General features: G+C 60.9%; 20 protein-coding genes and 4 tRNA genes. 20 read left to right on the top strand and 4 right to left on the bottom strand.

Annotation, left to right across the window (positions count from 1 at the left end):
* From DESPIG_RS00390 to DESPIG_RS00310, 18 genes are all read left to right on the top strand, one after another.
* The coding region (locus tag DESPIG_RS00390; RefSeq protein ID WP_006003634.1) for a hypothetical protein at positions 1-255 on the top strand (255 nt) is incomplete at its 5' end.
* 347 nt (positions 256-602) lie between these two features.
* Positions 603-983, top strand: coding sequence for a hypothetical protein (locus DESPIG_RS00385; protein ID WP_006003632.1), 381 nt, complete (start codon positions 603-605; stop codon positions 981-983).
* A 2-nt stretch (positions 984-985) separates the two neighbouring features.
* Complete coding sequence (locus tag DESPIG_RS00380) at positions 986-2,245, top strand: PqqD family protein (RefSeq protein WP_040368908.1); 1,260 nt, start codon at positions 986-988, stop codon at positions 2,243-2,245.
* 257 nt (positions 2,246-2,502) lie between these two features.
* A tRNA-Tyr gene (locus DESPIG_RS00375) sits at positions 2,503-2,588 on the top strand.
* A gap of 145 nt (positions 2,589-2,733) precedes the next feature.
* A tRNA-Gly gene (locus DESPIG_RS00370) sits at positions 2,734-2,809 on the top strand.
* A gap of 173 nt (positions 2,810-2,982) precedes the next feature.
* Positions 2,983-4,176, top strand: a complete 1,194-nt coding sequence (tuf, locus tag DESPIG_RS00365; protein WP_006003624.1) for an elongation factor Tu — start codon at positions 2,983-2,985, stop codon at positions 4,174-4,176.
* A gap of 4 nt (positions 4,177-4,180) precedes the next feature.
* Positions 4,181-4,330, top strand: coding sequence for a 50S ribosomal protein L33 (gene rpmG, locus DESPIG_RS13030; protein ID WP_072334080.1), 150 nt, complete (start codon positions 4,181-4,183; stop codon positions 4,328-4,330).
* A 45-nt stretch (positions 4,331-4,375) separates the two neighbouring features.
* A tRNA-Trp gene (locus DESPIG_RS00360) sits at positions 4,376-4,452 on the top strand.
* Between the two features lie 23 nt (positions 4,453-4,475).
* Positions 4,476-4,712: a preprotein translocase subunit SecE gene (gene secE / locus DESPIG_RS00355; protein ID WP_006003620.1), complete on the top strand. Its 237-nt coding sequence runs from the start codon at positions 4,476-4,478 to the stop codon at positions 4,710-4,712.
* An 8-nt stretch (positions 4,713-4,720) separates the two neighbouring features.
* Positions 4,721-5,296: a transcription termination/antitermination protein NusG gene (gene nusG, locus DESPIG_RS00350; protein WP_006003618.1), complete on the top strand. Its 576-nt coding sequence runs from the start codon at positions 4,721-4,723 to the stop codon at positions 5,294-5,296.
* A 50-nt stretch (positions 5,297-5,346) separates the two neighbouring features.
* A complete protein-coding gene (rplK, locus tag DESPIG_RS00345) occupies positions 5,347-5,769 on the top strand; it encodes a 50S ribosomal protein L11 (RefSeq protein ID WP_006003616.1) in 423 nt (140 codons plus the stop codon).
* A gap of 109 nt (positions 5,770-5,878) precedes the next feature.
* Positions 5,879-6,586, top strand: coding sequence for a 50S ribosomal protein L1 (rplA, locus tag DESPIG_RS00340; protein ID WP_040368907.1), 708 nt, complete (start codon positions 5,879-5,881; stop codon positions 6,584-6,586).
* A 187-nt stretch (positions 6,587-6,773) separates the two neighbouring features.
* On the top strand, positions 6,774-7,298 hold the full coding sequence (gene rplJ / locus DESPIG_RS00335; protein WP_006003612.1) for a 50S ribosomal protein L10: 525 nt from the start codon (positions 6,774-6,776) through the stop codon (positions 7,296-7,298).
* Between the two features lie 59 nt (positions 7,299-7,357).
* On the top strand, positions 7,358-7,744 hold the full coding sequence (rplL, locus tag DESPIG_RS00330; protein WP_006003610.1) for a 50S ribosomal protein L7/L12: 387 nt from the start codon (positions 7,358-7,360) through the stop codon (positions 7,742-7,744).
* A 626-nt stretch (positions 7,745-8,370) separates the two neighbouring features.
* Positions 8,371-12,507, top strand: coding sequence for a DNA-directed RNA polymerase subunit beta (gene rpoB, locus DESPIG_RS00325; protein WP_006003606.1), 4,137 nt, complete (start codon positions 8,371-8,373; stop codon positions 12,505-12,507).
* Positions 12,508-12,627: 120 nt separating this feature from the next.
* The gene (gene rpoC, locus DESPIG_RS00320) at positions 12,628-16,797 is read left to right on the top strand and encodes a DNA-directed RNA polymerase subunit beta' (protein WP_006003604.1); all 4,170 of its coding nucleotides are present in this window, start codon (positions 12,628-12,630) and stop codon (positions 16,795-16,797) included.
* A gap of 668 nt (positions 16,798-17,465) precedes the next feature.
* A complete protein-coding gene (locus DESPIG_RS00315) occupies positions 17,466-18,389 on the top strand; it encodes a respiratory nitrate reductase subunit gamma (protein ID WP_040368906.1) in 924 nt (307 codons plus the stop codon).
* A 10-nt stretch (positions 18,390-18,399) separates the two neighbouring features.
* Complete coding sequence (locus DESPIG_RS00310; protein WP_006003598.1) at positions 18,400-19,998, top strand: (Fe-S)-binding protein; 1,599 nt, start codon at positions 18,400-18,402, stop codon at positions 19,996-19,998.
* A gap of 487 nt (positions 19,999-20,485) precedes the next feature.
* Here DESPIG_RS00310 and DESPIG_RS00305 read toward each other — a convergent pair whose 3' ends face one another.
* The 4 genes from DESPIG_RS00305 to rsfS form a co-directional block, all read right to left on the bottom strand.
* Positions 20,486-21,901, bottom strand: a complete 1,416-nt coding sequence (locus tag DESPIG_RS00305) for a mannose-1-phosphate guanylyltransferase/mannose-6-phosphate isomerase (protein ID WP_006003596.1) — start codon at positions 21,899-21,901, stop codon at positions 20,486-20,488.
* A gap of 92 nt (positions 21,902-21,993) precedes the next feature.
* Complete coding sequence (locus tag DESPIG_RS00300) at positions 21,994-22,236, bottom strand: hypothetical protein (protein ID WP_006003594.1); 243 nt, start codon at positions 22,234-22,236, stop codon at positions 21,994-21,996.
* Positions 22,226-23,761, bottom strand: coding sequence for a 2,3-bisphosphoglycerate-independent phosphoglycerate mutase (gene gpmI, locus DESPIG_RS00295; RefSeq protein ID WP_006003593.1), 1,536 nt, complete (start codon positions 23,759-23,761; stop codon positions 22,226-22,228). Before gpmI ends, DESPIG_RS00300 begins: the two co-directional genes overlap by 11 nt.
* The gene (gene rsfS / locus DESPIG_RS00290) at positions 23,758-24,150 is read right to left on the bottom strand and encodes a ribosome silencing factor (RefSeq protein ID WP_006003591.1); all 393 of its coding nucleotides are present in this window, start codon (positions 24,148-24,150) and stop codon (positions 23,758-23,760) included. Before rsfS ends, gpmI begins: the two co-directional genes overlap by 4 nt.
* 193 nt (positions 24,151-24,343) lie before the next feature.
* Between rsfS and DESPIG_RS00285 the strand changes: the two genes are divergently transcribed.
* Both DESPIG_RS00285 and DESPIG_RS00280 read left to right on the top strand, forming a co-directional pair.
* Positions 24,344-25,648: a phenylacetate--CoA ligase family protein gene (locus DESPIG_RS00285; RefSeq protein ID WP_040368905.1), complete on the top strand. Its 1,305-nt coding sequence runs from the start codon at positions 24,344-24,346 to the stop codon at positions 25,646-25,648.
* Positions 25,649-25,755: 107 nt separating this feature from the next.
* Positions 25,756-25,830: transfer RNA gene (locus DESPIG_RS00280), tRNA-Gly, on the top strand.
* Positions 25,831-25,837: the final 7 nt, after the last annotated feature.

The raw sequence follows: 25,837 nt of genomic DNA, 5'->3' as shown, positions 1-25,837 counted from the left end.
GCCTTTTTCTGGCGGCGCGGCACCAGCAGGGGCGCCCTGTGTTCCATGCTCTGCGGTCTTGCCTACTGCCTGTACAATCTGGCCATCTTCCTGGGGCTGCCTTTGCCCGCCTTCTGGGCGCAGCAATCGGCCCTGCAGGTGATCCTGGGCGTCTGCCTCTCCCTGCTGGTCTTCACCGTGACCAGCCTGCTGGATGCACCGGAGTATCGCAAGGCCGACGCCTTCCTGGCCCGGGCCCGGCAACGGACCTGCTGACATCGTGCCGCCCGGCATTACCGTGTTCCCGCTGCAGGCATATCCGGCAGAGGGGCGCCGCCCGCATGCCGTCCGGCAACTGCCCACCTTTGTCCTGGAAGCAGCCCGGCATGATGCGGCAAAGGACGACCTTTCGTCCCGGATAACCCCCTGCCGGAAAAACGACAGTGCCGGTCATGCCCATCCTGACGCTTCGCTCATGCCTGCCGCCGCAGACTGGCTCCACAGCCTCACGGACGCTGCCCCTTGGCAAGATCCCGCTTTGCTGGCACACTCTTCTGACAGGCCGTTTTTCGTCTGCTATTCAGCATACTTTTACCTGACCCGTTCCCGGGCAGGAGGGCATCATGAAGACAGCATCATCCGCCCCTTCCGAAGACAGCCTCCGCAGCAAGCGCCGCGCCTTCCTGGCCGGCCTGGCCGCCACGGGCCTGCTCTATGCGACGCCGGTCCTGCTGTGCGTCAATGAGGCCGAGGCCCATTCCCGGCCCTCGCATCGGCGACGCAGCCGCTATACGCACGGCAGTCATTATTCCCGACGCAGCCGCTACTCCCGGCGCAGCCGCCGCAGTCGTCCCTCGCGCCGCCATTCCCGTCCCTCCCGGAACTATGATTACCGTGACCGTTATGACGGCCGCTATAATGAAGGCTGGCATCGCGAAGCCGGAGACCGCCTGCGCGACACCTTCAATGACGCCCTGGGAGGCTTCCGGCCGGATCGTTATTAGACATGGCGTGTCAGGATATCTTTTTTGCCGGTGTGCCGGGAGCCGTGCGCCTGCACGACTGCGAAGGATTGCTGCCCGCGCTGGACGATTTTTTCCGGCTCTGGCCCCATGCCTCGCAGCCTGAAGGGCTCCCGGCCATATCCGCTCCTCCCGGCACACTTCCATCTTCCTCATCTAGGACAGGGCCGCGGCTGGACGTCGCGCAACAGGGGCTGGGCTATCGTCTGCGCTCTCCCTGGCTTCCCGCTCCCCGCCATGAGCCTTCCCGGGCCTGCCTGCTGTGCAGTCTGGCCATAGAACTGGTGGCCGCCTGCTGCCATGCCTGCCCCGGGCTCATCTCCCTCCATGCCGCGGCCGTGCGCCTGCACGGACGCACCCTGCTTTTTTGCGGCGACAATCGCGCCGGCAAGAGCACGCTCGTCGCCCGCCTCATGGCCGACGCGGCCCGTGGGCTCGGCGATGACATGCTGGGCCTTCATCAGGGCAGGATCTTTTCTTTTGGCGTGCCTCCCCGCCTGCGGCTGCCCCTGCCCTTTTCACCTGCCCTGAAACGCTTCATGGCCGAGCGCCCGGGCATACGGGACCGTCATTATGGCTATCTGGGCGCCTCTCCCGACAGGCTGGCGTCCTGGGGGGAGCGCAACCGCCCCGATGCCGTGATCTTGCTGGAACGCACGCCGGGCAGCCGTGCCGCCCTCCTGACCACTCCTGCCGCCACCGGCATGGACAACGTGCTGGCGCGTTTCCTGATCCCGGACGGCGGTGCGCCGGAGGTGCTCAGACTGGGAACGCAACTGCTGGATGCCCTGCCCTGCCGCATCTTGCGATATGATGATCTGGACGAAGCCGCGGCGCTCCTGGCCCAGCAGGCCCCTCTGCTGCCTCCGGCCGCGCCCCTGCCCGCGAACCTTTCTCCAGTGACGGTACCGCCCGCCCGTCACGGCCGGCACGCTTCCCAGCCCCCCGGGGGTACCGGGGACAGCAGGACACTGTGGCGGCAACGAGCGGATCTGAGCTGCCGGCAGACAGGGCAAAGCCTCTTCCTTACCGACAGCCACGGTAACCGCATCTTCCGCCTCGACGGCACCGGGACCGTGGTCTGGCAGCTGCTTTCCGAACCTCTGTCGCGTGACGAAGCCCTTTCCCTGCTGATCGAGACCTTCCCCGGCGTCCCCAAAGCACGCATCCGGCACGAGCTGAAACAACTTTTTCAGGCCCTTTTTGAAGCCCGCCTGATCGAAAAAGCCTCCAACGGGCCCTAAGGCAAGAGAAACAGACTGTTAACGCCATATTGTAATATATTGTTTTTATTTATTTTTTATTTTTAAGCAAAAAAATTCGAAAAAATGCAAAAAAGTGCTTGCCAAAGGGGCCGGTTTTCCGTAAACACATCCTTGCTGCTGACGAATGCCTCACGAAAGCGAAAGCCGAACGGGGCAGCAGGGCACCGGAAGCAAAGCCGGACAAGCCCACGCCAGACTGAAAATCTTGCAAGCCAACATCGCTTGCAACTCAGAGTGGAGGGGTTCCCGAGTGGCCAAAGGGAACAGACTGTAAATCTGTCGTCGTAAGACTTCGGTGGTTCAAATCCACCCCCCTCCACCACTTCTGAATAAGAAGTGTGGCACATGCTAACAACTGCCTTGGCTGTAGGAGACAGGTAGACTGTCGGGAACTACGGTGCAGTACCGGGCAATGCCGAAACCCGGGGGCCGGCTCGCTGGCCTGCAAAACAACACGCATCGAGGATGCGGGAATAGCTCAACGGCTAGAGCATCAGCCTTCCAAGCTGAGGGTTGCGGGTTCGAATCCCGTTTCCCGCTCCATTCCTGCATTTTTCCCTTCCAGTCATCCTTTTTCCTGTCAAAGCACGTTCCCTGGGCAACAACACAGGGACTTATGCGGGCAGTGGCAAGAAACCGGGAGCAGGCGTTCGAAACCATGCTCAAGGTTGAAAGTACAGTAACCGCAACAAATTTTATCCTCAGGGAGACGTACAATGGGCAAGGAAAAATACGAACGCAAAAAGCCCCACGTTAACATTGGTACCATCGGCCACATCGACCATGGTAAGACCACTCTGACCGCCGCCATCACCAAGATCGCCGGTCTGAAGGGCTCCGGTAGCTTCATTTCCTACGACGAAATCGACAAGGCTCCCGAAGAAAAGGAACGTGGTATCACCATCGCCACCGCCCACGTGGAATACGAAACCGAAAAGCGTCACTACGCTCACGTGGACTGCCCCGGCCACGCTGACTACATCAAGAACATGATCACCGGTGCTGCCCAGATGGACGGCGGTATCCTGGTGGTGGCCGCTACAGATGGTCCCATGCCCCAGACCCGTGAGCACATCCTGCTCGCCCGTCAGGTCGGCGTGCCCCAGCTGGTCGTGTTCCTGAACAAGTGCGACTTGGTGGACGACGAAGAACTGCTGGAACTGGTGGAACTGGAAGTGCGCGAACTGCTGTCTTCCTACGACTTCCCCGGCGACGACGTGCCCGTTATCCGTGGTTCCGCTCTGAAGGCTCTGGAATGCGACGATCCCGACGCTCCTGAAGCCAAGTGCATCATCGAACTGCTGCAGGCTTGCGACGATTTCATCCCCGATCCCGAGCGCGACATCGACAAGCCCTTCCTGATGCCCATCGAAGACGTGTTCTCCATCTCCGGCCGTGGTACCGTGGTGACCGGTCGTGTGGAACGCGGCGTGATCAAGGTCGGCGACGTGGTGGAAATCGTGGGTATCAAGCCCACCGCCCAGACCACCTGCACCGGCGTGGAAATGTTCCGCAAGCTGCTGGACCAGGGCGAAGCTGGTGACAACATCGGCGTGCTGCTGCGCGGCACCAAGCGTGACGAAGTGGAACGCGGCCAGGTGCTCGCTGCTCCCAAGTCCATCACGCCCCACAAGAAGTTCAAGGCTGAAGTGTACGTCCTGTCCAAGGAAGAAGGTGGCCGTCACACCCCGTTCTTCTCCGGCTATCGTCCTCAGTTCTACTTCCGTACCACCGACATCACCGGTGTGATCAACCTGCCCGAAGGCGTGGAAATGGTCATGCCTGGCGATAACAGCCAGTTCCTGGTGGAACTGATCGCCCCCATCGCCATGGAAGCCGGTCTGCGCTTCGCCATCCGTGAAGGTGGCCGTACCGTGGGCTCCGGCGTGGTGACCGAAATCATCGAGTAGTACCATGAGAGTGAATATCATCCTTGCCTGCACTGAGTGCAAGCGTCGCAACTACAGCACCCGGAAGAACAAGAAGAACACCACCGGGCGTCTGGAAATGAAAAAATATTGTCCCTGGGACAAGAAGCACACGCTTCACAGAGAAACCAGGTAACAATACTTCCGCAGGGGGGAGCACCCCTCCCCCCTGACGGTACGCAGGGCAGTAGCTCTAACGGCTAGAGCGGCGGTCTCCAAAACCGCAAGTTGGGGGTTCGAATCCCTCCTGCCCTGCCATTTTTTATCTTGTGGGAAGCACCATGGTAAAGAAATCCGCGCAAGCCGACTCCAAGACCGAACAGACCCCCAACCCCATCTCCCGCCTGGCGCAATATATCGAAGATTCTCGCGGCGAACTGCGTAAGGTTACGTGGCCTACGCTCAAGGAAACGCGCAAAGCGACGTTTGCGGTTCTGGGCTTTGTTGCCGTCATGGCGATCGTGCTTGGCCTCGTGGATCTGGGGCTTTCGGCCATCATCAAGAGCATCCTCTCCTGAAGGCACATATGAACACTCCCGTTATCGACGAGAACTCCGAACTGGGGAAGAAGTCTCGCTGGTACATCGTGCACACCTACTCCGGTTTCGAGCAGCGCGTGCAGAAGACCATTAAGGCGATGATGGATTCCGGCGAGGACAATGGCCTCATCCAGGAAGTGGTCGTGCCTACCGAAAAGGTCATCGAACCTTCCAAGAACGGCTCGCAGCCTCGCACCAGTACCCGCAAATTCTACCCCGGCTATGTGATGATCCGCATGATTATGACGGATCTTTCCTGCCATCTGGTGCAGTCCATCCCCAAGGTCACCGGTTTTGTGGGGGGTAAGAACCGCCCCACTCCCATGAGCGAAAGCGACGCCGCGCGCATCCTCTCGCTGATGGAAAGTCGCCAGGAGACCCCCCGGCCCAAGTTCAACTTCGAACGCGGCGACGACGTTCGGGTTATCGAGGGCCCCTTCGAGGGCTTCAATGGCGTCGTGGACGATGTCAACTACGAAAAGGGCAAGCTGCGCGTGTCCGTTTCCATCTTCGGAAGACAAACCCCGGTGGAACTGGATTTCGTGCAGGTTTCCAAGGGCTAGCATCGGAGCAGCGCCGCAGGGCGCTGTTCCAGTCATAAGGATAGAACATCATGGCCAAAAAAGAAGTTGCCAAAATCAAACTGCAGATTCCGGCCGGCGCCGCCAACCCCTCCCCGCCGGTGGGTCCCGCCCTGGGTCAGCATGGCCTGAACATCATGGGCTTCTGCAAGGAATTCAATGCCCGCACCCAGGACCAGAAGGGCATGATCATCCCTGTGGTCATCACGGTCTACGCTGACCGCTCCTTCACCTTCATCACCAAGACCCCCCCGGCCGCGGTGCTGATCATGAAGGCCGCCAAGATCGAAAAGGGCTCCGGCGAACCCAACCGTAACAAGGTTGGCAGCCTGACCATGGCCCAGGTGGAAGAAATCGCCAAGCTGAAGCTGCCCGATCTCAACGCCGCCACCCTTGAGTCCGCTGTGAAGTCCATCGCCGGCACCGCCCGCAGCATGGGCATCGAAATCAAGTAGGGACCGGTTTACCGGATGACGGCAGCCTGGCTGCCCCTCGTTGATCAATTGTACTGCCAGACCTGGAGCAGTCCATGTGTGGCAGGAGATAAAACGAAAGGATAAAGACATGCCCAAGCATGGCAAAAATTTTCGCAAAGCTCTCGAAGGCGTGAACCTGCAGGAACGCCTGAGCGTTGAAGACGCTGTGAGCAAATCCCTGGGCGCTTCCTTCGCCAAGTTCGACGAAACCGTCGACGTGGCCATCCGCCTGGGTGTTGACCCCAAGTACTCCGACCAGATGGTGCGCGGCGCTGTGACCCTGCCTCACGGCCTGGGCAAGACCGTTCGCGTGGCCGTTTTCTGTAAGGGTGAAAAGCAGGCCGAAGCCACCGCCGCCGGCGCCGACTTCGTGGGTGCTGAAGACCTGGTGGCCAAAGTCAAGGAAGGCTGGCTGGACTTCGACGCCGCCGTCGCCACCCCTGACGTCATGGCTCTGGTGGGCCAGATCGGCCGTCTGCTCGGCCCCCGCGGCCTGATGCCCAACGCCAAGACCGGTTCCGTTACCTTCGACGTGACCAAGGCCGTCAACGAACTGAAGGCCGGTCGCGTGGACTTCAAGGTCGACAAGGCCGGTGTTCTGCACGCTCCTCTGGGCAAGGTTTCCTTCGGTCCCGAAAAGATCCTGGGCAACCTCAAGGCCCTGCTGGAAACCGTGAATCGTCTGAAGCCCTCCGGCGCCAAGGGCACCTACATGCTCTCCATGGCTGTGTCCACCACCATGGGCCCCGGCTTCAAGATCGATATGTCCCAGGTGAAAAAATTCCTGGAAGGCTAAGCCCATTTTTTAGTTGACATCGTGCGGGGATTGCAGTAATAGCAATCCCCGCATTTGAATTTACTGGCTAAGGCAAGGGAATTCGAGTCGAAGACGGCAGGCAGGCCGCAAGGCCTTTAATCCACCTGTCCAGACTTATCTTTGGCTCGGCATTCCACCCGGCAACCCCGAACGTGAGAGGTATCACGTGACCAGGTCTGAAAAAGCAGCCGTCATTGAAGCGATCAAAGCGAATGCCGATCGTGCTTCTTTTGCGGTGCTGACCGAGTTCAAGGGCATGACGGTGGAAGAGCTGACGAACCTCCGTGTGAACCTGCGCAAGGCTGGCGGCGAATTCTACGTCGTCAAGAACACGTTGGCCCGTATCGCTTTTACCGGTGGCACGCATGACGTTGTCAAGGACAAGTTCCACGACAACAGCGCCATTGCCCTTGGTTTCGATGACCCCGTGGCGGTGGCCAAGGCGTTGAGTGATTTTGCCAAGCAGAGCAAGCTGTTCCAGCTGCGCTGCGGCAGCCTGGAAGGCAAGGAAATGTCTGCCGAACAGGTCGAAGCCCTGGCCAAGCTGCCGTCCAAGGAACAGCTCCTTGGTCAGCTGCTCGGCACCATGAACGCCGTGCCCACCAATTTTGTTTCGCTGTTCGCCAACGTTCTCCGCGGCCTGCTCTATGCGCTTAAGGCCATCGAAGAAAAGAAGGGCGAAGCCGCCTAAGGCTTTCGCAGCAAGAAAAGCAATCAACCAAATTTTAGCCAAAGAGCTAGGAGTTTACCATGTCCGTGACCAAAGAACAGGTTGTTGAGTTCATCTCCAACATGACCGTCCTGGAACTGTCCGAATTCATCAAGGAACTGGAAGAAAAGTTCGGCGTGTCCGCTGCCGCTCCCGCCGCTGCCATGGTGATGGCCGCCCCCGCTGACGGTGGCGCCGCTGCCGCTGCCGAAGAAAAGACCGAATTCGACGTTATCCTGAAGGAAGCCGGCGCCAACAAGATCGGCGTCATCAAGGTCGTGCGCGCTCTGACCAGCCTGGGCCTGAAGGAAGCCAAGGAAAAGGTCGACGGCTGCCCCTCCACCCTGAAGGAAGGCGTGAGCAAGGAAGAAGCCGAAGAAGCCAAGAAGCAGCTGACCGAAGCCGGCGCTGTTGTCGAAGTGAAGTAAGTTCGGTTTTTCCGATCTTTTTGAAGGCGGGGTGCAAACCCCGCCTTTTTTATTGCCCTTCCCCAGGCGGCGGGCATCCTGCGGATCCCCGTTTGTGTCTTTTTGATGCAGCCCGCTTTTTTCCATTGACGCCCCGTCTTTTTCCATACAAAAAAGACGGAGTTTCTTTTTTCCGGCGTTGCCCCGGCGGCACAGGCATGATAGATACTGCCCAGGCTGCTCACGGCAGCCCCCTGGCCCTCTCCTCTCTCCCCTCCTGGGGAGCTTCCGGGCTGCGGAAAAAGTGCTTGCAAAAACCATGCTTTTGCGGTATGTCTCTTCGTTCCAAAACTGTTGTGGGAGAAGTATCTGGTTTTTCTGGTAGATAACGCCCGACGCGCATAGCCTTTTCTTTCAAGACAAGCGGCCTCACCCCTGCCGGCAACGCGGGGAAGTGTCGTTTGTCCTTTTTGCGCGTTGTGAAAACCGGATCCCACTGAGAGATATAGATTGTACGCTTCGGATCGCGGCATGACTGGCGTTTTGGCAGTCTGTCCACAGCGGTCTGCACGGGCAGAATGCCGACCGGACGTTCCGGTGCAACGCCGGCAGCCGAAGCGCAACCGCTACCTACCTTGAGGTATCGCATGGGCCAGCTTACCAAACAGTTCGGCAAAATCAACGTTACTCTCCCCATTCCGCACCTCCTCAATCTTCAGATCGACTCCTACAGCAAGTTCCTGCAGGAAGGCGTTGCCGAAGCCGATCGAAACAAGGAGGAAGGTCTGGAAGGCGTGTTCCACACCGTCTTCCCCATCGAAGATTTCAACAAGACCGCCAGCCTGGAATTCGTCAGCTACGAAATCCGCGAGCCCAAGTACGACCAGGCCGAGTGCATCTCCAAGGGCCTGACCTACGAAGCCCCGGTGCACATCAAGGTGCGCCTGGTGGTCTATGACACCGATGAAGCCACGGGCAACCGCACCATCCGCGACATCAAGGAACAGGGCATCTACTTTGGTACCCTGCCCCTGATGACGGAAAAGGGTACGTTCATCATCAACGGCACCGAACGCGTCATCGTCAACCAGCTGCAGCGTTCTCCCGGCATCATCTTTGAACACGACGGCGGCAAGACCCACACCAGCCGCAAGGTGCTCTACTCCTGCCGAGTCATCCCCATGCGTGGCTCCTGGCTGGACTTCGACTTCGACCACAAGGACATCCTGTATGTCCGCATCGACCGTCGCCGCAAGATGCCCGCCACCATCCTGTTCAAGGCCATGGGCATGAGCAAGATGGACATCCTGGAGTACTTCTACACCCGCGAGCACTACCTGCTGAAGCCGCACAACACCCTGATGTGGGAAGTGGAAAAGTCCCTGTACCGCAAGGACAACGCCTACTCCGACATCGCCACCGAAGACGGCACCGTGCTCATCAAGGCCGGCAAGCCCATCACCAAGCGTGGCTGGCGTCAGGTCTGTGAAGCGGGCATCAAGGCCATCGAAGTGCGTCCCGACACCCTGGACGGCATGTTCCTGGCCGAAGACGTCATCGCTCCCGGCAGCGGTGAAGTGCTGGCCGAAGCCGCCGACGAGATCACTCCCGGCCTGCTGGAGCGCATGCGCGAAGCCGGTATCGAGCGTATCGCCGTGCTGCACACCAAGGGCACCGACACCTCTTCCTCCATCCGCGACACCCTGATGCAGGACCGCATCCCCGATCAGGAAAAGGCCCAGGAAGAGATCTACCGTCGTCTGCGTCCTTCCAGCCCGCCGACCGCCGAGATCGCCGCCAGCTTCTTCGACAACCTGTTCCGCAGCCCGGACTACTATGACCTTTCGCCGGTGGGCCGTTACAAGCTCAACCAGCGCCTGGGCCTGCCCGACACCGAAGATTCCCGCACCCTGACCGACAACGACATCCTCACCGCCATCAAGGTGCTGGTGCAGTTGAAGGACAGCCACGGTCCGGCCGACGATATCGACCATCTGGGCAATCGCCGCGTGCGCCTGGTGGGCGAACTGGTGGAGAACCAGTACCGCATCGGTCTGGTGCGCATGGAGCGCGCCATCAAGGAACGCATGAGCATCCAGGAGATCTCCACGCTCATGCCCCACGACCTGATCAATCCCAAGCCTGTGGCCGCGGTGCTCAAGGAATTCTTCGGCACCTCCCAGCTGTCGCAGTTCATGGACCAGACCAACTCCCTGTCCGAAGTGACCCACAAGCGCCGCCTGTCGGCCCTGGGCCCCGGCGGTCTGACCCGTGAGCGTGCCGGCTTCGAAGTGCGCGACGTGCACACCTCCCACTATGGCCGCATCTGCCCCATCGAAACGCCCGAAGGTCCCAACATCGGTCTGATCGTGTCGCTGACCACCTTCGCCAAGGTCAACGACTTCGGTTTCATCGAGACCCCGTACCGCGTGGTGCGCAATGGCCGCATGACTGACGAGATCGTGCATCTGGACGCCTCCCGCGAAGGCGATCAGGTGGTGGCCCAGGCCAACGCCCGCGTGGACGCCGACGGCAACTTCCTGGACGAGTTCGTGACCGTGCGCGTCAAGGGCGAAGTGGAAATGCGCTCCCGTGACGAGGTGACCCTCATGGACATCTCGCCCAGCCAGATGGTCTCCATCTCGGCCGCGCTCATCCCCTTCCTGGAACACGACGACGCCAACCGCGCCCTCATGGGTTCCAACATGCAGCGCCAGGCCGTGCCGCTGCTGCGCAGCGAAAAGCCCCTGGTGGGCACCGGCATGGAAATCGACGTGGCCCGCGACTCCGGCGCCTGCATCGTGGCCCAGGCCGACGGCAAGGTGGAATACGCCGACGCCGACCGCATCGTGGTCTCCTACGAAGGCGACCTGTACAAGAAACAGGGCGGCGTGCGCGCCTATGACCTGCTGAAGTTCCACAAGTCCAACCAGAACTCCTGCTTTGGTCAGAAGCCCACCTGCTACCCCGGTCAGGTGTTCAAGAAGGGCGAGATCCTCGCTGACGGTCCCGGCATCGACGAAGGCCAGCTGGCCCTGGGCAAGAACCTGGTGGTGGCCTTCATGCCCTGGTGCGGTTACAACTACGAAGACTCCATCCTCATTTCCGAACGTACCGTGAAAGAGGACATCTTCACCTCCATCCACATCGAAGAATTCGAAGTGGTGGCCCGCGACACCAAGCTCGGACCCGAAGAGATCACCCGCGACATCCCCAACGTCAGCGAAGACATGCTGCGCAACCTGGACGACAGCGGCATCATCCGCATCGGTGCGGCCGTGAAGCCTGACGACATCCTGGTCGGCAAGATCACCCCCAAGGGCGAGACCCAGCTGACCCCGGAAGAAAAGCTGTTGCGCGCCATCTTCGGCGAGAAGGCCCGCGACGTGAAGAACACCTCCCTCAAGGTGCCCCCGGGAGTGGAAGGTACGGTCATCGACGTCAAGGTGTTCAACCGTCGTTCCGGTGAGAAGGACGACCGCACCCTGGCCATCGAGGCCCACGACACCGCCGTGCTGGATCAGAAGGAATCCGATCACATGCGCGCTCTGGGCAACCGCACCCGCGAAGTGCTGGCCCCCCATGTGCTGGGCAAGCTGACCGCCGTCAGCGTCCCCGGCAACAAGAAGGGCGAAGTGCTGGTGGAAGCCGGTGCCGCCCTGACCCGCGAGCAGCTGGACGCCATCCCGGTGAAGAAGCTGCAGGGTCTGTTCGAGAGCAAGGAAGTCAACGACATCGTGGCCGACCAGCTCAAGGACTACGACCATCAGGTGGACTACCTGCACGCCATCTATGACTCCAAGCGCGAGAAGGTCACCGAAGGGGACGATCTGCCTCCCGGCGTCATCAAGATGGTCAAGGTCCACATCGCCATCAAGCGTAAGCTCTCTGTGGGCGACAAGATGGCCGGCCGTCACGGTAACAAGGGTGTGGTCTCCTGCATCCTGCCCGAAGAAGACATGCCCTTCTTCGCCGACGGTCGCCCCGTGGACATCGTGCTCAACCCCCTGGGCGTGCCTTCGCGAATGAACATCGGCCAGATCATGGAGACCCACCTGGGCTGGGGCGCCAAGGAACTTGGCCGCCAGCTGGCCGAACTGCTGGATTCCGGCGCGGCCCTGCAGGTGGTGCGTGACGAGGTCAAGGACGTCTTCGACTCCCCGGCCATCAGCGAGCTGGTGGACAAGATGGATGACGAAGAGTTCATCGCCTCGGTCAAGAAGCTACGCAACGGCATCGTGACCAAGACCCCGGTCTTCGACGGCGCCACCGAAGAAGAAATCTGGGGCTGGATGGAAAAGGCCGGCAAGGACAGCGACGGCAAGACCATCCTGTACGACGGCCGCACCGGCGTGCCCTTCAAGAACCGCGTGACCACCGGTGTCATGTACATCCTGAAGCTGCACCACCTGGTCGACGAAAAGATCCACGCCCGCTCCACCGGCCCCTACAGCCTGGTCACCCAGCAGCCGCTGGGCGGTAAGGCGCAGTTCGGTGGCCAGCGTCTGGGTGAAATGGAAGTCTGGGCTCTGGAAGCCTACGGCGCCGCCTATCTCCTGCAGGAATTCCTCACCGTCAAGTCCGACGACGTGACCGGACGTGTGAAGATGTACGAGAAGATCGTCAAGGGCGACAACTTCCTGGAAGCCGGTCTGCCCGAATCCTTCAACGTTCTGGTCAAGGAACTCATGAGCCTGGGCCTCGACGTGACCCTGCATCAGGAAGACGGCAAGAAAAAGCCCAAGCGTATCGGCTTCGTGCGCGACCAGGAACCCGAGGAATAGTTCATGGATGCGCCGGGCATCACGCCACCGCGCGATGCCCGGCCGCGCCATTCCCCGGGACGGAGCGTCAACCATACGCCACAACGACTGTAACGAGCTTTTGACAAGCAAGGTAGATATATGAGCCTGGACGATCTCTTCACTGCACGCGGCACGTCGGCCAATGTGACCAACATCCGCAACCTGAAAGCCATCCAGATTTCCATCGCCTCGCCCGAAGCCATCCGCGAATGGTCCTACGGTGAGGTCAAGAAACCGGAAACCATCAACTACCGTACCTTCAAGCCGGAGCGCGACGGCCTGTTCTGCGCCAAGATCTTCGGCCCCGTGAAGGACTACGAGTGCAACTGCGGCAAGTACAAGCGCATGAAGCACCGCGGCATCGTCTGCGAAAAGTGCGGCGTTGAAGTCATTGCCTCCAAGGTGCGTCGCGAGCGCATGGGCCACATCGAACTGGCCGCGCCCGTGGCCCACATCTGGTTCCTCAAGACCCTGCCCTCCAAGATCGGTACCCTGCTCGACATGACCATGGCCGATCTGGAAAAGGTCCTGTACTTCGATTCCTACATCGTGCTCAATCCCGGCCAGACCAATCTGCAGCGCCGTCAGGTCATCTCTGAAGACCAGTACTTGCAGATCCTGGACCACTACGGCACCGAAGACGCCCTGACCGTGGGCATGGGCGCCGAAGCCGTGCGCTCCCTTCTGGAAGAGCTGGATCTGGAAAAGCTGCGCACCGAACTGCGCGAAGAAAGCGAGACCACCAAGAGCCAGACCAAGAAGAAGAAGCTCACCAAGCGCCTGAAGATCGTCGAGGCCTTCCTGGAGTCCAACAACAAGCCCGAATGGATGATCATGGAAGTCATTCCCGTCATCCCGCCGGAGCTGCGTCCCCTGGTGCCCCTGGACGGCGGCCGTTTCGCCACCTCCGACCTCAACGACCTGTACCGCCGCGTCATCAACCGTAACAACCGTCTGAAGCGCCTGATCGAACTGGGCGCTCCCGACATCATCATCCGCAACGAAAAGCGCATGCTGCAGGAGGCCGTGGACGCCCTGTTCGACAACGGCCGCCGCGGTCGCGCCATCGCCGGTACGAACGGTCGTCCGCTCAAGTCCCTGTCCGACATGATCAAGGGCAAGCAGGGCCGCTTCCGTCAGAACCTGCTGGGCAAGCGCGTGGACTACTCCGGTCGTTCCGTTATTACCGTGGGTCCTTACCTCAAGCTGCATCAGTGCGGCCTGCCCAAGAAGATGGCCCTGGAGCTGTTCAAGCCCTTCATCTACTCGGAGCTGGAAAAACGCGGTTATGCCTCCACCATCAAGAGCGCCAAGAAGATGGTGGAGCGTGAAGAGCTGGTGGTCTGGGATATCCTTTCGGAAGTGGTGCGCGAATACCCCATCATGCTCAACCGTGCCCCTACCCTGCACCGTCTGGGTATCCAGGCTTTTGAGCCCCTGCTGGTGGAAGGCAAGGCCATCCGTCTGCATCCCCTGGTCTGCTCGGCCTACAACGCCGACTTCGACGGTGACCAGATGGCCGTGCACATCCCGCTTTCCGTGGAAGCGCAGATCGAATGCCGCGTGCTCATGATGAGCACCAACAACATCCTCTCGCCCGCCAACGGCGGTCCTGTCATCGTGCCTTCCCAGGACATCGTTCTGGGTCTGTACTACATGACCTCCGAGCGCAGCTTCGAGAAGGGCGAAGGCATGACCTTCTGCGGTCCCTGGGAAGTGGAAGCCGCCTATGATGCCGATGCCGTGTCCCTGCACGCCCGCATTAACGTGCGCATGCCCGACGGCAAGACCTACCGCACCACGCCCGGCCGCGTGCTGGTGAGCAACATCCTGCCCAAGGAAATGTCCTTCGAGAACGTCAACCTGGTGCTGACCAAGAAGATGATCGCCAAGCTGGTGGAAAACTGCTACCGCCAGTGCGGCATCAAGGCCACGGTCATCCTCTGCGACAATCTGAAGAACATGGGGTATGAGTTCGCCACCCGCGCCGGTGTCAGTATCGGTGTGAAGGACCTCATCATCCCGGCCCGCAAGAAGGACATCCTGGCCGCTTCCCAGGCCGAGGTGGACGACATCGAACGCCAGTACCGCGACGGTATCATCACCCGTACCGAAAAGTACAACAAGGTCGTCGATGTGTGGACCAAGGCCACCCAGGACGTCTCCACGGAAATGATCAAGGAGATCTCTTACGATATCCTGAAGGATCCCAAGACCGGCCGTGAAGAGAAGAACCAGAGCTTCAACTCCATCTTCATGATGTCCACCTCCGGTGCCCGAGGCAACCAGGACCAGATGCGTCAGCTGGCCGGTATGCGCGGTCTGATGGCCAAGCCTTCCGGTGAAATCATCGAAACGCCCATCACCTCGTCCTTCCGCGAAGGCCTGTCGGTGCTGCAGTACTTCACCTCCACCCACGGTGCTCGTAAGGGTCTGGCCGACACCGCCCTGAAGACGGCCAACTCCGGTTACCTGACCCGTCGTCTGGTGGACGTGGTGCAGGACGTGATCGTCTCCGAACACGACTGCGGCACGGTGGACGGCATCGAGCTGACCCACCTGCGCGAAGGCGGCGACATCAAGACCCCGGTGTGGGAACGCGCCATGGGCCGTGTGCTGCTCTACCCCGTCTACGATCCCGAAGACGCGGAAAAGGTGCTGCTGCCCGAGAACACCCTCATCGACGAGGCCGAGGCCGCTGTGCTGCGTGAACACGGCGTCAGCTCCATCACGGTGCGTTCGCCCCTCACCTGCCAGGCCGAGCGCGGCATCTGCGCCCTGTGCTACGGCCGCGACCTGGCCCGCGGCCACCTGGTCAACACCGGCGAGACCGTGGGCATCATCGCTGCCCAGTCCATCGGTGAACCCGGTACCCAGCTGACCATGCGTACCTTCCACATCGGTGGTACCGCATCCAGCACCATTGAAAAGAACAAGTTCGAAGCCCAGAACACCGGTCGCGTCATCCTCAACCGCGTGCGCGCCGTCACCAACCGTGACGGCATCCAGCTGGTGCTGGGCAAGAGCGGCCAGCTGACCATCGTGGATCCGCAGGGCCGCGAACGTGAAAAGTACATCCTGCCCAACGGCGCCCGCCTGCATGTGACCGACGGTCAGGAAGTGACCAAGGGCACCGTGCTGGCCGAGTGGGACCCCTTCAACGAACCCTTCGTGTCCGAAGAAGAGGGCATCATCCGCTTCACCGACATCGTGGACGGCAAGACCGTGCAGGAAAAGGTGGACGACGTGACGCGTCAGGCCTCCCTGACCATCATGGAATACCGTACCACCAACTACCGTCCGTCCATCTCGGTCTGCGATGAGAACGGCAACGTCAAGCAGCGCCCGCACAGCGTGGCGTCCGCCGTGTACAGCCTGCCCGTGGGCTCCATCATCATGGTCAAGGACGGCGAGGCCATCCAGGCCGGTGACATCATCGCCCGTAAGCCCCGCGAAACTTCCAAGACCAAGGACATCGTGGGTGGTCTTCCCCGCGTGGCCGAGCTCTTCGAAGTCCGCAAGCCCAAGGATATGGCCGTGGTCTCCGAGATCTCCGGTACCGTGTCCTACGCCGGCGAATCCAAGGGCAAGCGCAAGCTGGTGGTGACCCCCGAGATCGGTGATTCCAAGGAATACCTGGTGCCCAAGGGCAAGCACATCACCGTGGCCGACGGCGACTTCGTGGAAGCCGGCGATCCGCTGACCGAAGGTTCGCCCGAACTGCACGACATCCTGCGCACCCGCGGTGAAAAGTACCTGGCCCGTTACCTGGTGGACGAGATCCAGGAAGTGTACCGCTTCCAGGGCGTGGGCATCGACGACAAGCACATCGAAGTCATCGTGCGCCAGATGCTCAAGAAGGTCACCGTGCTGGATTCCGGCGGCACCAGCTTCCTGGTGGGCGAACAGGTGGACAAGGCCGAGTTCAAGGCCGAGAACCACAAGGCCATCGCCGAAGGCCGTCAGCCCGCCACCGCCGAACCGTTGGTGCTGGGCATCACCCAGGCTTCGCTGACCACCTCGTCCTTCATCTCGGCGGCTTCCTTCCAGGAAACCACCAAGGTGCTCACCGAGGCTTCCCTCAAGGGCAAGATGGACTACCTGCGCGGCCTCAAGGAAAACGTCATCGTGGGCCGTCTCATCCCGGCCGGTACGGGTTATCGCGAGTATGTCCACGGCGACATCACCGTGCCCGACCAGAAGGAACGTCCGGACAAGTTCCTGGAAGATCTGGAAGAGAACCCCGTGCTGGTGGATCTGGGCCAGTAGGCCCTCCCCTCCGCTGAACATCAGGGCGACCGTCATATGGCGGTCGCCTTTTTTTATGTTGCCCGGCGGTCCCCGCATGGTCATGCCATGTCCCGGGCACCGTAGCCCGCCACATTTCCGGACTGCCCCCAGGCCTCCGTATCTGCTGCCGCCGTCTGCCAGCGCCTGCAGCCTCCCAATGCAACAAAATGTTGAGGGCCCCTTCCCTCCTCCCTTTTTGTGATTAATTCCTGATAAGAGAGAAACGAGACCTTCCGGCAAAAGCCGGGAGGACCTGTGGCAAAGACGCATCCCCCTCCGCCGGAGCCGACGTGTTGTGAAAAGGAGGTCAAAAAATTTTTCATACGCGCAAAACATGGTTTCGTTCAAGTTAACATACTTAAATAATTATATAAACAAGAAAACATAGCCAGGTCGGAGTATTTTGGGAATCTGCGTGCCATCTTTGCATTTCTTGCATTTTACGGTAGAAGGCAGGAATTGTTCCGCGCCTGAGACCAGGCGGCGAGAGGTCATGCCCCGGCATGATCCGACCCGCCGGATCCCGGCGCACTGTTCTGGAGAGGTTGGTTCCTGGTGCGCTGCACCTCTTGCTCATGACCGGATCTGGCTCGGCCATGCGCAGAAACCACGATGCCGCAGGCATCTCGACTCATGGGAGAAAACGCATGACAACTCTGTTCTACATCCTGGCCTACCTTGCAGTAATCGGCTTTGTGGCGACTGCCGCCATCAAGGTGAAAGGCTACCTGGCTGCCAGCCCCCTGCACGCCCGCTGGGAGCTCTACCCCGTGCCGCATGAAGGCCCCAAAGGCTCCTACGGCGGCAGCTTCATGGAAGAGACCGACTGGTGGACCAAGCCCCGCCACGTCGACCACATGGGCGACATCAAGGCCCTGCTGGAAGAAGTGCTCTTCCTGCACGCCACCTTCACCCATAACCTCAAGCTGTGGTTCCGCACCTATCCCTTCCACTTCGGTCTGTACATGCTGATGGGCGGCACCATCATCCTGGTCGTGGCTGCCTTCCTGCGCCTGTTCGGCATGAATCCCGACGGCGGCTTCCTGACCTTCGTGCACAACGTCATCAATGCCATCAGCCTGGTGGGCATGTTCGGCATCATCGGTGGCGGCATCGGTCTGATTTGCCGTCGCCTGCACGACGAAGGCCTGCGCAAGTACACCACCCCCGAACACTTCTTCAACCTGGGCGTGTTCATCGTTTTCGCCCTGGTGGGTCTGGTGGCCTGGGCCTTCAACCCCTCCTTTGCCCGCATGTCCGGTGACTTCATCTACAACCTGCTCACCTTCAACTTCGCCGAGATCAACAGCACCACTTTCGTGATCCACATGCTGTTCGGCTTCTTCGTGCTGATCTGGATCCCCATGACCCACATGGGCCACCTGATCTTCAAGTACTTCACCTACCATGACATCCGCTGGGGCGACACCCCCACCGATTTCAGCCAGAAGAACAACGAGAAGATGAAGCAGGCCCTGCAGTTCAAGGTGAGCTGGGCTGCCGACCACATCAACGGTCAGGGCACCAAGACCTGGCTGGACATCGCTACCGAATCCCCCAAGAAGGACTAGGGAGTACATCATGAAAGATACGCTGCGTTTGACTGATATTTCCACGGCCGAAGGCCAGATGGTCAGCATCGACCTCAAGGACATCCCCGATGTGGAAGGCCTTGACCTCGTCAAGATGCCCTGGAAGCCTGTGACCGACGAGCAGAAGGCCAAAGTGGCCTGCATTCTGGACGAAGTCTGCGTGCTGAACATCCCCAAGCCCCAGACCCCCCAGGAAGAAGAAGAGCTGGTCAACCGTTTCCTGGACGGCATGCGCAAGCTGTTCAGCAAGGAGAACAACTGGACCTTCCTGCCCATGCTGGAAACCAGCATGGACTACTGCGCCCAGTGCAACTCCTGTTCTGACGCCTGCCATCTGTACGAGATGTCCGGCCATAACGAGATGTACCGTCCCAACTACCGCTCCGAGATCTTCCGCCGCATCTACAAGCAGTATGTGAAGAAGGAGCCTCTGGCCAAATGGCGTTACGGCGACATGGGCCTGAACTGGAAGACCGTTGCCCGCCTGGGCGAACTGGCCTACCGCTGCAACCTCTGCCGTCGCTGCGCCCAGACCTGCCCCATCGGTGTGGACAACGGCCTGATCGCCCGTGAAATCCGCAAGCTGTTCAGCCAGGAACTGGGCTTCTCGCCCCGCGAACTGCACGAAAAGGGCACCATCAACCAGATGAAGGTGGGCTCCTCCACCGGTATGACCCCCGACGTGGTGAAAGAAAACGTGGAGTTCATCGACGAGGACTACACGGAAATCACCGGCGTGGGCATCCACACCCCCTTCGACGTGAAGGGCGCCGACATCCTGCTGATCCACAACGCCGGCGAAGTCATGGCCTGGCCCGAAAACATCGCCAGCTTCTCCCTGATCTTCCAGGAAGCCGGCCTGTCCTGGACCCTGTCCAGCAAGGCTGTGGCCTATGACGGCGTGAACTACGGCGTGTTCTACGACGACGCCCAGACCGCCCGTATCGCCCTGCAGCACATGCAGGCCGCCAAGGAACTGGGCGCCAAGAAGATCGTCATCGGTGAATGCGGCCACGCCCACAAGGCCATGACCGTCATCGCCGACCGCGTCATCCCCTACGAATACCAGGTGCCCCGCGAATCCTGCTACGTGACCCTGCGTGACATCGTCATGTCCGGTCGTCTGAAGCTGGATCCCTCGCGCAACAACTTCCCCGTCACCCTGCATGACCCCTGCAACGCCGTGCGTCTGATGGGTATCGTGCAGCCCCAGCGCGAGATCCTGCACAAGATCGCCCCGCAGTTCCGCGAAATGCCCTGCCACGGCGTGGACAACTACTGCTGCGGCGGTGGTTCCGGCTTCGCCATCATGACCCGTCAGAACATCGACGAATGGCGCGGCAACATCTCCGGCCGTAAAAAGATGTGGCAGATCGCCCAGGCCTTCAAGGACTGCCTTGGCCCCGAAACCAAGAAGTACATCTGCGCTCCCTGCTCCAACTGCAAGGGCCAGATCCGCGAAATGCTGGAACACAGCGATCTGTACACCAAGAACAGCTTCGCCTACGGCGGCCTGGTGGAACTGATCGTCAACGCCATGGTCAACGTCAATCCCGGCTTCATCAAGTGGGAAGGCGACGAAGAGTAATCTTCGACCGTGTGTCATCTTTGGGGGGAGCAGCAATGCTCCCCCTTTTTTTATGCCTGCAGGACAAAAGGCGGCGGCGCGTCTGCTCGCGCAAGGCGTCCTCTGCACAGCGAGGGGGAGGCCCCCCTTTTGTGGACAAAAGGTGCGTCCTCCCCCTCGCGCTCCCCTTCCTCGCCAAAAAACTTTTTTCCTGGCCCGTCCTGTGCCCGGTGATTGCCCTGTGACACCAGGAAACACCTCTGGATGATCGCAAAGAAAAATCCGTTTCATCCATCTGGCTGTGCCTATACCGGACGGGCTCTGAGGGACTGTCAGGCTTTATCGGGCTGCCCGCCCTTTTTTGTGTTTCTGGAGCCATAACCACTCGCTCAGTGGGGGGCTTTATTGGGCGCCACGGGTCTACGAGCGAGCGTCCATAACGAACAGAGGCCGCGGGAGATTTCCCGCGGCCTCTGTTATTCTGCTGACGGTTCAGACGATTACGGGCTTATCCTCGTCCGTAACGGTCATCAAAGCGCTCGATATCGTCTTCGCCAAGATAATCGCCGGTCTGGACTTCCACGATCTCCAGCGGCTGCGCCGAGGCATTGCTCAGACGATGCATGGTCTTCTGGGGGATGTAGACCGACTGGTCCACATGCAGGTGCATCTCTTCGTCCCCCACACGCACCAGCCCTTCCCCGGCGATGACGACCCAGTGCTCGGCCCGGCGCTGATGCCGCTGTAGGGAAAGCGCGGCACCGGGGTTGATCTGGATACGCTTGACCTGGAAACGCTCGCCCAGGGCCAGGGTCTCATACCAGCCCCAGGGCCGGTAGACGCGCAGATGCATCTCCTGTTCGTGGCGATTTTGGGCAGCAAGTCGGGCCACCAGGCTCTTGACCTCCTGGCTGCGTGCCCTGTCGGCCACCAGCACGGCATCCCCGGTCTCCACCACCACAAGATCCTTCACGCCCAGCGTCGTCACCAGGCGGCTTCCGGCATGGATGTAGCATCCCTGGCTGTCCTGGGACAGGACATCGCCCACGCAGGCATTGCCTTCCGCGTCCTGCGCGCTGTTCTCATAGATGGCTTCCCACGATCCCAGGTCGCTCCAGCGGCACGGCAGAGGCACCATGGCCACATGCGCGCTCTTTTCCATCAGGGCATAGTCCACGGAATCGGAGGGGCACAGGGCAAACGATTCGCCGTGCAGGCGGATGAAGTCGTAATCGGTCCGGCGCAGGGCCCAGGCCTTGCGCACCGCGGCCATGATGGCCGGGGCCTGGGCTTCCAGCTCGGCCAGATACTGGGAGGCACGGAACACGAACATGCCGCTGTTCCAGAAATAGCCGCCCTGCGCCAGCATGGCTTCGGCAGCTTCCTGCGCGGGTTTTTCCACGAAACGGCGGACCGCGAAGCCGGAGGCCAGGGCATCGCCCTTTTCGATATAGCCGTAGCCGGTCTCGGGCCGGTCAGGCGTGACGCCGAAGGTGACCAGGGCCCCTTCACGGGCGCATTCCACAGCCTGTGCGACGGCGGCGGCAAAGGCGGGCAGATCTTCCAGCACATGATCCGAAGGCAGGACCAGCAGGATGGGGTCACCGTCTTCCACATCGCAGGCCGCCGTCACGGCCAGCGCGGCGGCGGCGATGGCCGGTGCCGTATTGCGCGGTTCCGGTTCCAGCAGGATCTGGCCGCCCAGTCCCTGACGCTGCAAGGCTGCGGCGGCAAGGAAGCGCTGCTCTTCATTGCAGATGACCACGGGCGCGGCCAGCCCGGGCACGGCCGCAAGACGCTGCAGCGTGTCCTCGAACAGCGTATGGCCGCCCAAGTCCATGAATTGCTTGGGATACTTGCGACGTGACAGGGGCCACAGACGAGTGCCGGCGCCCCCGCACAAGATGACAGGACAGATCTTCATGTCGTTTGCTCGGTATATTTGGAAGCGTGGAGAAAAAGCATCGCAGCAGAGAAAACGGCCGGAGGGGCTCTCCTCCGGCCGTATGGCGATGCTTACAGATAGTCGGGATTGGCAGCGGCCTTGCCGTTGGCCAGCATGATGCGCACATAATGCAGGCCGTGCTCGTCCACCGGGATGATGGGGAACTGCTTGCCGCAGCCATCGCAACGCACATTGCGCGGCTCCACCGGATTGACCAGCGGCACATGGCGCAGGCAGTGGGGGCAGCGGTAGAAGAACAGCAGCTCCATGCCGTCAGGGGCCACAGGCTCCAAAGGTCTCTGGCTACCGGACATGGGCTTCCTCCACCAGAGACGTCCCCGTCATGGCTTCAGGCTGGGCGATGCCCCACATGCGCAGCAGGGTCGGGGCCACATCGGCCAGTTTGCCGTCATGCAGGCGCCATTCCTTGCCGGAAGCATCCAGCAGGATGCAGGGTACGGGATTGGTGGTGTGGGCGGTCTGGGGCTTGCCCTGCCCGTCCTTCATGACTTCGCAGTTGCCGTGGTCGGCGATGAGCAGCATCCGGCCCTTACGGGCCTCCACGGCAGCAACCATGCGGCCCACGCATTCATCCACCACCGTGCAGGCTTCCACGGCGGCGGAAAGCACGCCCGTATGGCCCACCATGTCGCCGTTGGCCAGGTTGCAGACCACCAGATCGTACTGGCCGCTCTGCCAAGCTTCCACGAACTTGTCCGTGACCTCGCGGGCGCTCATGGCCGGCTTCTGGTCATAGGTCTGCACCTCGCGCGGCGAAGGCACGAGGATGCGGTCTTCCAGCGGCAGGGGTTCTTCCACACCGCCGTTGAAGAAATAGGTGACGTGCGCGTATTTTTCCGTTTCGGCCAGCCGCAGCTGGTGCATGCCCTGCTGCGAGACCACTTCGCCCAGGCCCATGGTCACGGATTCCTTGGGGAAGGCCACCGGCAGGGGGAAGTGGGCGTCATAGGCCGTCATGGAAGCCACGGCAGCCAGCTGCGGCACCCTGCCCCGGTCGAAACCGGTGAAGTCCGCGTCCACGAAGGCCTGGGAAAGCTCGCGCATGCGGTCGGCGCGGAAATTGTAGAAGAACAGGCCGTCGCCGTCCTGCAGGGTGGAGGCATCCTCGCCTTCCAGCAGCACGGGCTTGAGGAATTCGTCGCTGACGCCCTCGGCATAGGAATCTTCCACGGCCTGCACGGCATCCGTGGCCTTGCGGCCCTTGCCGTGGACCATGAGATCCCAGACCTCGGACACGCGCTCCCAGCGCTTGTCGCGGTCCATGGCGTAGAAGCGCCCCGCCAGACTGGCCACGCGCACGTCCTTCATGGGGACGATCTGTTCCAGCAGGTTGCGCACGTAGGAGGCGCCGCTCTGGGGCGGGGTGTCGCGCCCGTCCATGAAACAGTGGATGCGTACCGGCACGCCGGCGGCAAAAGCCATGGCGCACAGGGCCACCAGATGGTTGATGTGGCTGTGCACGCCGCCGTCGGAGAGCAGGCCCGCCAGATGCAGGCGGCCGCCGCTGCGGCGCGTCTTTTCCAGCACGTCCAGCAGCACGGGGTTGTGGAACAGGGAGCCGTCTTCAAGGGCCACGTCGATGCGCGTCATGTCCTGATAGACGATGCGTCCCGCACCGATGTTGAGGTGTCCCACCTCGGAGTTGCCCATATAGCCGGCAGGCAGGCCCACTTCGCGCCCGGAGGCGGCAAGGCGCCTGTGGGGGCAGCGCGCCATCAGGTCATCCAGATGGGGCGTGGCCGCCACCCAGGGGGCATTGCCTTCCCCTTTCTCCGTCAGGCCCCAGCCGTCAAGGATGAGCAACAGGGTGGGGGTCATGCACGGGGCTCCTTGTTGAGGGCAGCGGCAGCCGCGCCCCACAGGTTCTCCAGCTGGTAGAGGTCGCGCACGGACTGCTGGAAGATGTTGACCACGATGTCGTTGCAGTCCACCAGGATCCACTGGCCGGTGTTGTAGCCTTCCATGCGCAGGTATTCGAAGTTCTGTTCATGGCACAGGGCAGAGACGCCGTCCGCCAGGCTCTGGGCATGACGCACGGAGGTGGCGCTGACCACCAGCAGGGCGTCCGTGAAGGCACCCTGGCCGGCCAGGTCGATCTCGACCACGTCGACAGCCTTGTGTTCCTCAAGCCATGCCTTGATGACGGCCATTTTTTCCGCCGTAGGCAGTTCCGAATATTTCTTGGGGGTAGAGATAAGGTTTTGCATGTCCCTCCCATACCTCAAAGCGTACCCGAGGGCAACAATCCCACCCGGCCCCGAGGGGCCCGGGCGCGTTGTCCCAGGCATAAAAAAAGACATTGCATTGCAATATGTTATCCATGTTTTTCAAGCAGATATCTTGACCTTGGGGGGCTTTTGCGTCATCCATAGACTACTCAGGATTTCAAGGAGAAACGCCGTGATTTTCAATATCGACAAGGAAACGCTGCCCCGCGAAGATATCGAAGCCCTGCAATTGCGCCGTCTGCAGGACCTTTGCTCCCGTGTCTATGCCAATGTGCCCTTCTACCGCAAACGCTTCGACGAGAGCGGTATCAAGCCCGGCGACATCAAGAGCCTGGCCGATCTGAAGAACCTGCCCTTCACCGAAAAGCAGGACCTGCGCAATTACTATCCTTTCGGTCTGTTCGCCGTGCCGCGTGACAACATCGTCCGCCTGCACGCCTCCAGCGGCACCACCGGCAAGGCCGTGGTGGTGGGCTATACCGCCCGCGACCTGCACAACTGGGCCGAACTGGCCGGCCGCAGCCTCTCCGCCGCCGGCGTCAACCAGACGGACATCGTGCATGTGGCCTACGGCTACGGCCTGTTCACCGGCGGTCTGGGCGCCCACGGCGGTGCCGAGCGCATCGGCGCCACGGTGGTCCCGGCCTCGGGCGGTGCCACGCGTCGCCAGGCCTACCTGCTGCGCGACTTCGGCGCCACGGCCCTGTGCTGTACGCCCTCCTACGCCCTGCACCTGTGGGAAGCCGGCCAGGAAGTGGGCATCGACTTCCGTGACCTGCCCCTGCGCACCGGCGTGTTCGGTGCCGAGCCCTGGACCGAAGAGATGCGCCAGGACATCGAACAGAAGATGGGCATCAATGCCCTGAACATCTACGGCCTTTCCGAAGTCATGGGCCCCGGCGTGGCCATGGAATGCCTGGAATCCAAGTGCGGCATGCACCTGTGGGAAGACCACTTCCTGCCCGAGATCATCGACCCCGTCACCGGCGAACAGCTCCCCGAGGGCGAGGTGGGCGAACTGGTCATCACCACCCTCACCAAGGAAGGCATCCCGCTGATCCGCTACCGCACCCGCGACCTGACCAGCCTGGACTACACCCCCTGCCGCTGCGGACGCACCCATGTGCGCCTGACCCGCATCCGTGGCCGCAGCGACGACATGCTCATCATCCGCGGCGTCAACGTCTTCCCGCAGCAGATCGAAGCCCTGCTCATGGAAAACCAGAACCTGAGCCCCAACTACCAGATCATCGTGGACCGCGTGAACAACCTGGATACCCTGGAAGTCCAGGTGGAGATGAACGAGACCCTCTTCGCCGACGAGATCCGCAAGCTGCAGAGCCTGGAAAGCTCCATCCAGAAGAGCATCAAGGAATTCCTGGGCGTCACCACCAAGGTCCGCCTCATGGAGCCGCACTCCATCCAGCGCTCCGAAGGCAAGGCCAAGCGCATCATCGACAAGCGTCCCACGGAATAAAATCATTAAAAGCAGCATGTTGGGAAATTAATTTTTTATTTTTCGACAAAATGAAAAAAGCTGCTTGACAGAAAGGGGGTCTCTAGCGTAGAACCCTCTTTCGTTGAGCGGGAGTAACTCAGTGGTAGAGTGCAACCTTGCCAAGGTTGAAGTCGCGGGTTCAAATCCCGTCTCCCGCTCCAACAAATG

Source organism: Desulfovibrio piger ATCC 29098, assembly GCF_000156375.1.
Lineage (GTDB): Bacteria > Desulfobacterota > Desulfovibrionia > Desulfovibrionales > Desulfovibrionaceae > Desulfovibrio > Desulfovibrio piger.
Note: the sequence above shows the minus strand (reverse complement) of the source record. Positions and strands in the feature narration are given on the sequence as shown.